The 12,640-nt window shown below is 50.6% G+C and carries 10 protein-coding genes; 5 read left to right on the top strand and 5 right to left on the bottom strand.

Annotated features, from left to right (window positions below; translation table 11 throughout):
• Positions 1-134 precede the first annotated feature (134 nt).
• The 4 genes from D9T21_RS01660 (at position 135) to D9T21_RS01645 (ending at position 4,105) form a co-directional block, all read left to right on the top strand.
• Positions 135-1,013 carry a mechanosensitive ion channel family protein gene (locus tag D9T21_RS01660; protein WP_206427211.1) on the top strand — a complete coding sequence of 293 codons (879 nt, stop codon included), beginning with the start codon at positions 135-137 and terminating at the stop codon, positions 1,011-1,013.
• The gene (locus tag D9T21_RS01655) at positions 1,013-1,984 is read left to right on the top strand and encodes a zinc transporter ZntB (protein ID WP_123323435.1); all 972 of its coding nucleotides are present in this window, start codon (positions 1,013-1,015) and stop codon (positions 1,982-1,984) included. Before D9T21_RS01660 ends, D9T21_RS01655 begins: the two co-directional genes overlap by 1 nt.
• A gap of 115 nt (positions 1,985-2,099) precedes the next feature.
• Positions 2,100-3,578, top strand: coding sequence for a methyl-accepting chemotaxis protein (locus tag D9T21_RS01650; protein WP_123323434.1), 1,479 nt, complete (start codon positions 2,100-2,102; stop codon positions 3,576-3,578).
• Positions 3,578-4,105 (top strand): DUF6436 domain-containing protein, encoded by a 528-nt coding sequence (locus D9T21_RS01645; protein WP_123323433.1) that lies wholly within the window; start codon positions 3,578-3,580, stop codon positions 4,103-4,105. The genes D9T21_RS01650 and D9T21_RS01645 overlap by 1 nt, the downstream gene beginning before the upstream one ends.
• 8 nt (positions 4,106-4,113) lie before the next feature.
• On the opposite strand, the gene D9T21_RS01640 is transcribed toward D9T21_RS01645, so the two are convergent.
• The 4 genes from D9T21_RS01640 to D9T21_RS01625 all read right to left on the bottom strand — a co-directional run bounded on the left by D9T21_RS01640 (position 4,114) and on the right by D9T21_RS01625 (position 11,381).
• Positions 4,114-5,046 carry a histone deacetylase family protein gene (locus D9T21_RS01640; RefSeq protein ID WP_123323432.1) on the bottom strand — a complete coding sequence of 311 codons (933 nt, stop codon included), beginning with the start codon at positions 5,044-5,046 and terminating at the stop codon, positions 4,114-4,116.
• On the bottom strand, positions 5,036-6,916 hold the full coding sequence (locus D9T21_RS01635) for a bifunctional acetyl-CoA hydrolase/transferase family protein/GNAT family N-acetyltransferase (RefSeq protein WP_123323431.1): 1,881 nt from the start codon (positions 6,914-6,916) through the stop codon (positions 5,036-5,038). Before D9T21_RS01635 ends, D9T21_RS01640 begins: the two co-directional genes overlap by 11 nt.
• Positions 6,917-7,098: 182 nt before the next feature.
• The gene (locus D9T21_RS01630; RefSeq protein WP_123323430.1) at positions 7,099-10,224 is read right to left on the bottom strand and encodes an efflux RND transporter permease subunit; all 3,126 of its coding nucleotides are present in this window, start codon (positions 10,222-10,224) and stop codon (positions 7,099-7,101) included.
• Positions 10,225-10,256: 32 nt separating this feature from the next.
• Entirely contained in the window at positions 10,257-11,381 is a 1,125-nt protein-coding gene (locus tag D9T21_RS01625) for an efflux RND transporter periplasmic adaptor subunit (RefSeq protein ID WP_105936973.1), read from the bottom strand.
• A 125-nt stretch (positions 11,382-11,506) separates the two neighbouring features.
• Here D9T21_RS01625 and D9T21_RS01620 point away from each other — a divergent pair, with 125 nt between their 5' ends.
• Complete coding sequence (locus D9T21_RS01620) at positions 11,507-12,115, top strand: TetR family transcriptional regulator (RefSeq protein WP_123323429.1); 609 nt, start codon at positions 11,507-11,509, stop codon at positions 12,113-12,115.
• A gap of 47 nt (positions 12,116-12,162) precedes the next feature.
• On the opposite strand, the gene D9T21_RS01615 is transcribed toward D9T21_RS01620, so the two are convergent.
• Positions 12,163-12,603: a hypothetical protein gene (locus D9T21_RS01615; protein ID WP_105936971.1), complete on the bottom strand. Its 441-nt coding sequence runs from the start codon at positions 12,601-12,603 to the stop codon at positions 12,163-12,165.
• Positions 12,604-12,640 lie beyond the last annotated feature (37 nt).

The following is a 12,640-nucleotide window of genomic DNA, read 5'->3' as shown; positions in this document are numbered from 1 at the left end:
CGGCATGTCATTTTTTATATCAATATTTTTCATCGTAAGGACAAAATTAAAGCGGGCTTGTTTTCACCTAAGTTATTTGCATTAATCAATAGCACACTTATTATGAGCGCCTCCGATAAATAGGGATAAGACCCGTGGAAGAAACACTACAACAAGTAAAACACTTTCTGTCGCAAGACCTGTTTACGCTGTTTGATATTACTTTCACCAGCGGTGATTTAATTGCTGTACCACTGATTTATGTGGTGGGTATCTGGCTGATGAAGAAGCTCGCACATATTGCGACTTACCGGTTACGGGCATCCGGTGCCAGCGCCGACACCATTCATTTGTTCAAGCGGCTTTTCTATATTATCGCCGGCGCGATTTTAATCGTGACCACGCTGGATGTCATGAACGTGCCGCTCACGGCTTTTGCGTTTTTGTCCGGTGCCGTAGCCATTGGTGTGGGCTTTGGTGCTCAGAACATTATTAACAACTTTATCTCCGGCTGGATTTTAATGTGGGAGCGACCAATCCGTATCGGTGACTTTCTGGAAGTAGATGGTGCCCGTGGCAGCGTTGAAACCATTAATACCCGGTCTACCCGTATTCGCCGGGTCGATGGCGTGCACATGCTGATCCCCAATAGTAAGTTACTGGAAAACACCGTGGTAAACTGGACCCTTATTGACAACCTGACCCGCACATCAGTGCGGGTGGGGGTGGCTTATGGTTCTGATTGCAAACTGGTTGCGCGCCTGATTGAACAGGCCACCCAGCAACAGGAAGACATTCTGACCGAGCCAAAACCGGTAGTTATTTTTGATGATTTTGGTGACAACGCCCTGATGTTTGAAACCTTCTTTTGGGTAAATGCTACCAAAGAACGTGACCTGCGGGTGATCCGCAGTCAGGTACGTTTCACCATAGATGAGCTCTTTGCTGAGCATGACATAGTGATAGCCTTTCCGCAGCGTGACGTTCACCTTGATGGCACTTTGCAACTGGTTAAACCTTCCAGGAATTCGTAATGGCAAAATTAAACGATGCTTTTTTATGGGCTTATGATATTAATCCATCAGGTGAAACCGAATCGCTTGATGCAAACCAACTGACTTCACCGTTTCCGGAACAGGGCTACCGTTGGGTGCATATGCAATCCGATGCCCCTGAAGCTGAAGCCATGCTACAAGCACTGGGTTTATCTGAAGAGGTCAGAGACAGTCTGATGGCCCAGCAAACCCGGCCCCGGGTGATCCCGGTGAACCGTGGTGCCCTGGTCTTTTTACGCGGCATTAATGTGAATCCGGGTGCAGATCCGGAAGACATGGTATCACTACGCCTGTGGATTTCTGGCTCCCTGATTGTCACCTTACGTCGCCAGGACCGCAAATTAATGAGTGTGCAGGATACCCGCACCAGCCTTGAGCAGGGCGACGTGCCCGCAACTACCACTGAACTACTGATAGCTTTGTTAACCCGCATTGCCGATCGCATTCACGATAAAGTGGAAGACATCGATGAATCTCTCGGCGATTACGAAGCCCAGGAATCACTCAACAAACACGATCGTAATCAGCTGGCCATGTTACGCAGGCAGACTGCCAGCATTCGTCGCCACCTCGCGCCACAGCGCGACGCGCTGGAAACCCTGGTGCGTGTGCCGGGTTTAATTCCCGACACCATGGCGTTTGATCTTCGCGACCAGTCAGACCGTATGACCCGTTCGATTGAGGACCTGGATCTTGCCCGTGAGCGCGCCATTGTGTTGCAGGATGAACTACGCAACCAGATTGCCGATAAGCAGAACATCCGCATGTACGTACTATCTATGATAACTGCAATCTTTTTACCTTTATCCTTCCTGACCGGAGTATTTGGTATGAACGTGGCCGGTTTACCAGGCACCGAAACGCCAAATGCGTTTACCCTGCTGATGTCTTCTATGGGCGTGCTGGCGGTGTTAATGCTAATCGCCATGCTCTGGAAAAAGTGGCTGTAAGATAAAGGAAATTTCTACTCCGACCAGATCATCTATAACACTAAAGATTGATCTGGTTTACTGGCATGATCCTGTTCCTCGCCTACACTTATCAAAAAATTCCGGAGTTTTTGCTATGTATTCATGGGTGTCCGAAGGGCATAAAATATTTCGTGGTGTTTTAGTCGCCCAATTGGTAGCAGCCATCATTATCGGTTTGGTCACCGGGGAACTATTTATAGCCTTCTGGTTAGGTATCCCCATCATCGCGCTGCCATTGTTCTTGAGCTTTAACCAGCCTGAAGCCGAAATTAGCGCGCATGCAATGGGGATAGGCACCCAGCTAATGACAGCGCTACACATTCACCAGGCGTTTGGGCTAACCGAAGTACACTTTGAAATTTTCGCGTTACTGGCTGTTTTAGCGGTATTTCGTAACTGGAAGGTTATCGCTTCAGCAGTTGCTGTTGTCGCGGTTCATCACATTGGTTTTTTCCTACTCCAGGTAAATGAAGTTGCAGTGTATGTGTTTGAGGAAGGCCACGTCACCTTTGTGATATTGGTGCTGCATGCATTATTTGCATTAGTAGAAGGCGGCATCCTGATGTATATGACCAAACGCAGCCATGATGAGGGCGTTGGTGGCGCAGAGCTGGACGCGGTAATCAACAAAATTCTGGCCGATGGACAACAGCTTAACTTGCGCGTGGAGGTCGATAAGTCCATCCCTATGCTAAAGCGCTTCGACGAACTGCTCGCCTCACTCCGACAGTTGGTACATGATGCTTCGTCGCTGGCTAATGATGTGGCCAGCGCCAGTGAGTTTATGCAGTCATCCACCAAAGAATTAAACGAACACGTGCAGCAAAGCAGCACGGAAATTGGCGCCATCTCGGTTGCTTCAGAGGAAATTGCAGTCACGCTGCAAGACTCCTCGGAACGCACTACCGCAGCCAACGACATTACCAAAGATGCACGCCACACTACCGGTGAATCCCGTGCTGCGGTGGAAAGCGCTACCGCCACTATCAATTCGCTGCGCGACCGGCTGAATAACGCTGCCAGAACAAATCAGGAACTTAACGAGCGTTGTGCCAACATTTCTGATGCTATGCGCTCTATTACGGCGGTGGCAGAACAAACCAACCTGCTGGCCCTGAATGCAGCGATTGAGTCGGCCCGTGCCGGCGAGCATGGCCGCGGTTTTGCGGTTGTTGCCGATGAAGTGCGCACGCTCGCTATACGGTCCAAAGAAAGCGCCGATGAAATCACCACCATTACCGAGCAATTGGTATCGAGTACTGCCTCATCGGTTACACAGATGAATCAATGTATTGAATTGGTTGATGAAGCGGTTAACACCTCTGACAATGCCGCCAGCTTTATGAACAGCATTGAAGAAAAAATCCAGGCCGCCAGCGACAACATGATGGAAGTCGCCACTTCGGCGGTTGAGCAGGAATCGGCTTCAAGCTCAATTGCCCAGAGTACGGCAACTATTCATGAACTGGCAAACCTGGAGGCGAGGACTGCCGAGGCACTCGAAGCCAAGTCAGTGCAGCTGGCCGAGATGTGTCAGCGTATGCTGCAAACCGTTAAACGCTTTGTGGTGTAATGAGCCAACGCACTATCGTTCTGCTCGTTGTGGTATGGGCGCTCGGCATTCTGAGCCTGCTCGGCTTTGCCAGCATTAATCAGATAAAACCCTTCGATCCATCCATGTTACTGGCCCAGGCGGCCAGTAACCCGCAATTTGATAACGACTTTGCTGAAGCATTAGGCCAGGCTGGCGTAACGCCGGGTACGCTGGTGCATATGGTTTCCAGCGGCAATTGTTATTGCGATAAACTCACCGAACCACATCGGCAGGAGCTATCCGGTGAATTGGCAAATGAAGGTTATCAGCTACAACGGCTGTCGTTAGCCGAACACCCTGCACTGACAAAATTTGTCGATCATTACCCGGCCCTGGCCGTAGTCGATAACGCCGGACAGCTGCGCTACCTTGGGCCCTATGCGGTGGGTTACGGCTGCTTTACTGGCACAAACCTGGTGAGCCAGATTAAACAAGCCGCCACCTCAGCCGAATACTACGGCGCTAGCATTAACAGCGATGTAAAAGGCTGCTTCTGCGCCGTATAAGCCGTGTATCAGTGACTCTGTTCGTCACCGTGTAACCCTTTGATATGCGCCACCACACTGCGCCCTAAAGCACTCTGGTTGTAACCACCTTCCAGCATACTCACTATTCGTCCGTGGCATACGTCATCGGCTACATTACGAAGTTGCTTGCTCACCCAGTGGTAGTCATCTTCGCGCAGGCGCAACTGCCCCATGGCATCCTCAGCGTGGGCGTCAAATCCGGCGCTGATTAAAATGAGCTCCGGCATAAAATTACGCAACGCATCAAACCAGTAATTTACTTTTTCACGGAACTCTTCACCGGTTGCGCCAGCTTTCAGTGGCGCACTGAGTATATTGCTGGCCGATACCGGATGACCAGAGTGCGGGTAAAACGGGTGCTGAAACGAGGAACACATTAAAATTTGTCTGTCCCCGGCAATGATATTTTCAGTGCCGTTACCGTGGTGCACATCAAAATCGATAATGGCCACGCGCGACAGTTCGTAATGCTTAAGGGCATAGCGAGCCGCCACAGCAATATTGTTAAACAGGCAAAAGCCCATAGCATTGTCGTATTCTGCGTGATGACCCGGCGGTCGCACGGCACAAAATGCCTGACGATCTTCCTCTTCCATAACCCAGTCTACTGCATCGCAGCCGGCACCAGCGGCATATAAAGCGGCACTTAAGGTAATCGGTGTCATGCCGGTATCCTGCTCCAACCAGATTACGCCGGTGCGCGGCGAGCGCTGGAAGATACTATCAACGTAGTAAGGGTCGTGAGCCAGCGCTAAATTTTCCCGTTTCACCTGCTTAGCATCACCGTGCTGGCAAATCATTTCGAGGCCGGAAGACAACAGCTGGTCGTCGATGGCGTACAGGCGGTCGGGGTTTTCCGGGTGCTCAGAAGACACATCGTGATGCACGCAATCTCTACCGCGATAAATTTTAATGGTCATTTTCTGTCTCCTGCTCCGCCCCTTCCGCTGCTTCGGGCTCCTGCAGCGGCAATTCCAACTCCACCTCACTGGGGTCGCCACTAAACAGGCGCTTGAATCCGTGATGTTCGAAAATGGCAATCATGGGTTTATTATCGGCCCGGCAAAACGCCAGCATCTTGTTGATTTTTCGTTTACGGGCAATATCGATAAGCTTGATCAGCAAACGGCTGCCCATCCCTTTACCCTGCTGCGTTTCGCGGGTAACAAAGGCCGCCTCACAGGAGTTATCGTGCTCGTTATAATAAAAACGCCCCACCGCATGGATGGTGATCCGCGAGCCTTCCTGACGCACAATACACAAGGCCGCGTCGGAGTTCTGATCGACGCTGACCAGGTTACAGGACTTCTCCCGCGACATTTGTTTGGGGTCGTAGTTATAGCGTAAGCGCAGGGTTTCTTTGGTATGCGAATAGAAAAACTCCTGCAAGCGCCGTTCATCGGCCGGATTTAGCGGCCGCAGGTAAAAGGTCTCGCCCTGAATAACCATCTTTTGCAGCTGGATTGCGCCCAGCTCCGGAATATCCGTGGGGTATTTTTGCTGAAAATGCGGTACCCAGTAATGTTTGCGCACCTCAGCGAGCAGATGGGCGCGAAACTTGGGATGGGCCACACGGATCAGCTCCAGCGCCCGCTCACGAATACTTTTGCCGCGCAGCGAGGCAATACCATATTCGGTAACAATGTAATGCACATTGCCTCGTGATGTGGTTACCCCTGCGCCTTCGGCAATGCATGGAACGATACGCGAAACGGTTTCATTCTGCGCCGTGGAGGGCATTGCAATAATGGGTTTGCCGCCTTTACTCATCGACGCGCCCGACACAAAATCCACCTGGCCACCAATGCCACTGTAAAAGTCATAGCCCAGCGAGTCGGCCACCACCTGCCCGGTTAAATCCACCTCCAGCGCACTGTTAATGGAAATCATATTGTCGTTTTTAGCAATATTGGTGGGTTTGTTCACATAGCTGCTGGGATAAAATTCGATGTGCGGATTATTGTGGACAAACTTATACAGGCGCTCACTGCCCATACAAAAACTGGTCACGATTTTGCCGGGGTGAAAGGTTTTCTTGCGGTTGGTAATAGCGCCTGATGCAATGATATCCATAATGCTGTCTGACAGCATTTCACTGTGAATCCCCAAATCCTTATGGCGCTGCAGGTACTTTAATGTGGCGCTGGGGATCTTCCCCACCCCAAACTGCAGGGTGGCGCCGTCTTCTACCAGCATAGCTACGTACTGGCCAATCCGCTCAGTCACGCTGTCGATAGCGGGTGCCTCAATGGCTTGCAAGGGTTCATCGGCTTCGATACAGGCGGTAAATTCGCTGATGTGAATAAAAGAGTGGCCAGCAGTACGCGGCATTTGCGGATTTATCTGGGCAATGGCAATGGTGGCGTTACGTACTGCCGACATGGAGATGTCTACCGACACGCCTAGCGAACAATAGCCAAACTCATCCGGCGGACTTACTGTCACCAGCGCAGCATCCAGCGGTAAGGTACCGTCGCTGAACAGGCTCGACATTTCCGATAAAAACACCGGCGTATAATCGGCCCGGCCTTCATCCACTGCGCGGCGAATTTCATCGCCCTGAATAAAAAAAGTATTTACCTTAAACAGCTGCCGGTATTCTTCTTTTGCCCAGCGCGTATCGCCAAGGGCCAGCATGTGCACCAGTTCAATATCACTGAACCCTTTACTGTGCTTAATTAAATCATCAATGAGTGCATAGGGCACTCCGGCATTCCCACCAACAAATACCCGGCTACCTGACTTGATCAGATGCGACCAGTCCGGTCGCGGCGGCAGAGCAACGGTCATAGTTCCAACTCCCAATCTCAACTCACTTCATAATGCCACAGTTGCCTGTAGTTGGTAGAATCAAACCGCGGTTATTTGATCTGGTTGGACTTTGCGGGCTGAATTTCATGCTGATGCTACCTGGCGCCAGAAGTAAAGAAACCCCGCTCGGAGCGGGGTTTCTATAGTAGCAAGCTGTAAGTTTAGCTTTCTTTGCTGTCTTCCTCGTGTGAATGACGTTTAGCGCCAAACCACTTAACCACCATCACGTAGAACATGGGCACGAAGAAAATAGCCAGGAAGGTTGCGGCAAACATCCCGCCCATCACGGCTATACCAATAGCGTTCTGACTTTCAGAACCGGCACCGGTAGCAATTGCCAGCGGCGTGACACCCAGAATAAATGCCATTGAAGTCATCAGGATTGGCCGGAAACGCTGCTCTGCCGCTGTGATAACCGCTTCAAATATAGGTGTACCGTTGTCGTAGAGTTCTTTGGCGAATTCCACAATCAGGATAGCATTCTTGGAAGCGAGCCCCACGGTAGTCAGGAAGGCAACCTGTAAATACACGTCATTCGGCAAGCCAAAGATATAGGCAGCCACAACCGAACCGAAGATACCTAAAGGCACCACCAGTAATACGGCAAAGGGTACAACCCAACTTTCATAAAGCGCTGCCAGACACAGGAACACCACGATAATAGACAGCGCATAAAGCATCGGTGCTTGTGAACCTGCCGCCTGCTCTTCATAAGACATGCCGGACCATTCCAGGCCAAAGCCCGGCGGTAACTGACCTACTAAGCGCTCGGCTTCGGCCATGGCTTCACCGGTAGAAATGCCTTCAGCCGGGCTCCCCTGGATGTTTACGGAAGAAATACCATTGAAACGCTCAAGCTTGGGTGAACCGTAGTTCCATTCAACGGTAGAGAACGCGCTGAACGCCACCATGTCGCCTTCGTTATTGCGCACAAACCACTTGTCCAGATCTTCCGGATCCATCCGGTACGGTGCATCAGCCTGCATGTAAACCCGCTTAATCCGGCCTCTGTCGATAAAGTCGTTTACGTATGCAGAACCCCAGGCAATGCTCAGTGTATTGTTGATATCACTCAGTGACAGCCCTAACGCAGACGCTTTCTCATTGTCGATATTGACCTTAAATTCCGGCACATCGCTCAGACCATTAGGACGCACACCCACCAGCTTCGGATTCTGTGCGGCCATGCCAAGGAATTGATTACGCGCATTCATTAATGCCTCGTGACCATTACCGGCACGGTCAACTAACTGGAAGTCAAAACCAGTTGCGTTACCCAGCTCACGAATAGGCGGCGGTAAAATAGGAAATACACTGGCATCCTGAATTTGCGATAAGGCCCCAAAGGCCTGGCCGATAATCGAGAAGGCACTCTGTGATTCGTCACGTTTTTCCCAGTCAACCAAATGCACAAAGCCCATACCGGAGTTTTGTGCCGCCCCGGCAAAGCTAAAGCCAACAATGGTAAAGATGTCTTTTACCGCTTCACCTTTTTGATCAAGGAAAAAATCCTCTACCTGTTTGACTGATTCCAGGGTACGACCAGCCGTGGCACCCGCCGGCGCGTTGACCAGCACCATAATGTTGCCCTGATCCTCATCCGGCAGGAAAGCGCCCGGCAACTGGGTGAAAATAGCGCCCATGCCCACAACCAACAGACCATACACCAACAACGAACGTTTTACGCGATGCGCAATACCGGTAGAAACTTTTCCGTAGGTATCACGGCCTTTATTAAACACTCGGTTAAACCAGCCAAAGAAACCTTTATCTTTTTTGTTTTCCACATCTTCTCTGCGCAGTAGCGTCACGCAAAGCGTTGGAGACAAAATAATGGCGACCAGCACTGAAAATGTCATGGCGGATACAATGGTAATCGAGAACTGACGATAAATAGAGCCTGCTGAGCCACTGAAGAACGCCATGGGTATAAATACCGTAGACAGTACTACTGCGATCCCCACCAGCGCGCTGGATATCTGTGTCATTGACTTTTTAGTCGCTTCCTTGGCGTCGAGACCTTCTTCTTCCATTAACCGCTCAACGTTCTCCACTACCACAATGGCGTCATCAACCAGCAGGCCAATGGCCAGTACCATGGCAAACATGGTCAGTACGTTAATACTGAAACCAAAAGCATACAGCACGGCAAAGGTGCCCAGTAAAACTACTGGCACAGCAATAGTAGGTACCAGCGTGGCGCGCCAGTTTTGCAGGAATAACAGCATTACAAAGAATACCAGTACCACCGCTTCTACCAGGGTTTTAACCACCGAGGTAATCGACAATTTAATAAACGGCGAAGAGTCTACCGGATACACAATTTCTACACTGTCGGGCAGGTTAACCGCCAGTTCTTCCACCCGCTTTTTAACCGCTTCGATAGTCTCTAACGCATTGGCACCACTTGCCAGACTGACCGCCATACCCGCTGCTGGTCGGCGCTTATAACGGGCAATAAAGCTGTAGCTCTCAGAGCCCAACTCCACTTTGGCAACGTCGCCTAAACGCACCTGAGAGCCGTCGGTATTCACTCTCAGTACAATATTCTTGAAGTCTTCAGCGGTTTTTAACAACGACTGAGCGGTAATGGTAGCGTTGATTTGCTGGCCCTCAACCGCTGGCATACCGCCTAGCTGACCAGCCGAAATATCGGTGTTTTGCGTTTGTACTGCGGCCCGCACATCCACCGGCGTGAGGTTATAACTGTACAGTTTATCCGGGTCCAGCCAGATTCGCATGGAGCGCTGCGCACCGAACACCCGCAAGTTACCCACGCCGTTGACCCGGGCAATCTGATCCTGAAACTGCGACACCAGCATATCACTCAGATCAAACTGCGAGAGGCTGCCGTCTTTGGAATAAAAGCCAACGACCACTGCGAAGGCATCATTGGACTTGTTTACGGTTACGCCCTGTTGTTGCACCTGGGTTGGCAGCAACGACATGGACGACTGTAACTTATTCTGCGTTTGCACCTGCGCGATATCAGGGTCGGTACCCGGCTCGAAGGTCAGGGTAATCGACATCCGCGCATTTTCACTACTGGAAATGAAATAGCGTAAGTTGTCGATACCGGTCAGACTCTGTTCGATGACCTGGGTTACCGTATTTTCGATGGTTTCGGCCGAAGCCCCGGGATAAGCGGCGCTGATCGTCACCGACGGCGGCGCAACCTTGGGGTACTGCTCAATGGGAAGCCCGCTAATTGACAGAATACCCGCCATCATAACGATGATAGCAAGTACCCAGGCAAACACCGGGCGGTCTATAAAAAAACGTGCCATATAAGATGATTTCCTGAATTAGTTAACGCGCGTTAGCCCTGAGGCTGCCATGGCTTGGTATTGACCTGAGCACCCGGTTTTACCTTCTGGTAACCGGCAACAATCACTTTATCGCCAGCTGCGACACCACTGGTTACGATGTACTGATCGCCGTAACTACCGGCAATGGTAATGGTGCGCGCTTCAACTTTATTCTCAGCATTAACAACCATCACTGAAAGCGAGGTGTCAGGCTGGCGCGTAGCGGCACGCTGAGGCACCAGTATCTCCTGGGTATTGGAGATATTCACCCGGGCTTTCGTAAACATACCTGGCATTAACAGTGAGTCAGGGTTAGGGAACTCGGCACGCAGAGCAACTGCACCGGTGGTTTCATCAACAGTCACTTCTGAAAATTTCAGTTCGCCGGTGTGCTCATAACTTTCGCCGGTCATGTCATCTAGCACTAAAGTCACTGGCAACGTGCCACTTTCCTGCATGGCGCGACGCAGTTTTAGAACACCTTTACCGGATTGCTGCATATCCACATAAATGGGGTCTAACTGGGTAATAGTTGCCAGTTGCTGCGTCTGGTTAGAGGTCACCAATGCACCCACTGTCATGTATGAACGGCTAATCTGGCCGCTGATCGGTGCATACACCTTAGTGAAATCAAGGTCCACCTGAGCAAGTTCTACCGCCGCTTTCGCCACGCTGATTTGCGCATCGGCCTGCTCGGCCTGGGCAATGGCATCGTCATACTCCTGCTGACTTACTGCGTTTTTGTCCAACAGTCCTTTATAGCGTTCTGCCCGGGCTTCCAGCGTTTTACGATTGGCTTCGGCGCTTTTAACGTCGGCCTTAGCGCTGGCTAACTGAGCGGCGTAGCGTGAATCATCAATCTGATACAACTGCTGGCCTTTTTCCACAAACGCGCCTTCTTCAAACAAGCGTTCGGTGATAACACCTTCTACCTGTGGACGCACCTGCGACTGCCGCAGCGGGCTTACGCGACCCGGTAAAGTAACGGTATTTTCAACGGGCTGCAGGGCAACCTCGAGAACAGAAACAGTAGGAGGCGGCTGCTGGCCACCACCAGCGGCTTGAGGAGCAGGTTCCTGTGAACAACCTGATATTGCAATAATCGATATTGCTGCTATTACCAATTTTTTGATCATAAATACTTTTACTTTAATGGTTCCTGAGGACTACTTGACAGGAATACTGGACAAAAGGCTCTTTAAGTTATAGTTTAAAATACATTCATGTATGTATGTTGTCAATCAGTCCAAAAAGTCAGAATATGCGACGAACGAAAGAAGAAGCCGAACAAACCAGAAATGCCATTCTGGAAGCTGCAGTAGACGTCTTTACCGAAAAAGGCGTAGCGCGGGCAACGTTAGAACAAATTGCTAAAGCAGCAAATGTTACCCGGGGCGCCGTTTACTGGCATTTCAAAAACAAAACTGACATCTTTATGGCCCTTCACGATGAGCTTCATCGCCCGTTTATACAAGACTTAGTAGACGGGCTGGAGAATACCGACGATGACCCGCTCGAAAGTCTCAAAAGCTACTGCATTGAGATGGTCACCCGTTTGGAAGATGACCTGTATCTACGCCGTGTGCTTTCACTTTTTTTACTGAAATGTGACTACACCGGCAGTCTGCAGGTATGCCAGGAACGAACCATTGACGCCCGTCGGGAAAAGAGTGAAGTCCTGTCAAAATTTTTCGAAAAAGCACAGTCCCGAGGCACCTTATCGGCTGACCTGGATCCTAAGACACTAACTCTGGCACTCAGTTGTTTCATACGCGGTATTGCCATGGAATATCTGGAAAACCCCGACAGCTTTTCTATACGTGAGGAAGCCCCGAAACTGTTCAATGTTTTTTTCAGAAAGTGGAATTAACCGGCTTAGCGGGTTTTAGATAATGCAGTTAGAGGTTGGTAATTGAGTCAGGCAAAAAACGCCCGGATCTGTTGTGCATCAGCCGCAAAATCTGCTTGGCCGGCAAGCTCAATCGCCATATCCAGTTCAGTGACATACTCCACACGGATATTATAGGGCTCGTAGAGTTTTTTGATTTGCCTTACGGAGGTGGCCGCCGTCCGTGACTTTTCGGTAACAATATAAACCTGCACGAGCCCGGCGGCTATTGCTCTGCCGATACGCTCAGTGAGCGCGCGCTCTGCTTCCGGCACTAACAGGCTTTCACCATCAAGCACAACAATGTCGGCCCAGCGTAGCATGCCACTTTTATACACCGTGCCGGCATAGGTCAGGCCGAAGTTTTCCACACACTCGGTGTTCCATGGACCCTTGGCATTCACCAACACAATGTCATTTACCATGGTTAAGGCAAAATCACCGTGCTGTTTAATGTACCTGATATCCATATTGTCACTCCGTAAGCGAACCTCCTTCCAGTTTAGC

This window comes from Marisediminitalea oceani (assembly GCF_003731635.1).
Lineage (GTDB): Bacteria > Pseudomonadota > Gammaproteobacteria > Enterobacterales > Alteromonadaceae > Alteromonas > Alteromonas oceani.
This window is presented reverse-complemented; position numbering and strand designations above follow the sequence as displayed.

Coding starts and splice junctions, on each gene's coding strand:
- D9T21_RS01645 (WP_123323433.1), top strand. CDS start 3,578: ATGAGCCAACGCACTATCGTTCTGCTCGTTGTGGTATGGGCGCTCGGC.
- D9T21_RS01630 (WP_123323430.1), bottom strand. CDS start 10,224: ATGGCACGTTTTTTTATAGACCGCCCGGTGTTTGCCTGGGTACTTGCT.
- D9T21_RS01640 (WP_123323432.1), bottom strand. CDS start 5,046: ATGACCATTAAAATTTATCGCGGTAGAGATTGCGTGCATCACGATGTG.
- D9T21_RS01625 (WP_105936973.1), bottom strand. CDS start 11,381: ATGATCAAAAAATTGGTAATAGCAGCAATATCGATTATTGCAATATCA.
- D9T21_RS01635 (WP_123323431.1), bottom strand. CDS start 6,916: ATGACCGTTGCTCTGCCGCCGCGACCGGACTGGTCGCATCTGATCAAG.
- D9T21_RS01655 (WP_123323435.1), top strand. CDS start 1,013: ATGGCAAAATTAAACGATGCTTTTTTATGGGCTTATGATATTAATCCA.
- D9T21_RS01650 (WP_123323434.1), top strand. CDS start 2,100: ATGTATTCATGGGTGTCCGAAGGGCATAAAATATTTCGTGGTGTTTTA.
- D9T21_RS01620 (WP_123323429.1), top strand. CDS start 11,507: ATGCGACGAACGAAAGAAGAAGCCGAACAAACCAGAAATGCCATTCTG.
- D9T21_RS01615 (WP_105936971.1), bottom strand. CDS start 12,603: ATGGATATCAGGTACATTAAACAGCACGGTGATTTTGCCTTAACCATG.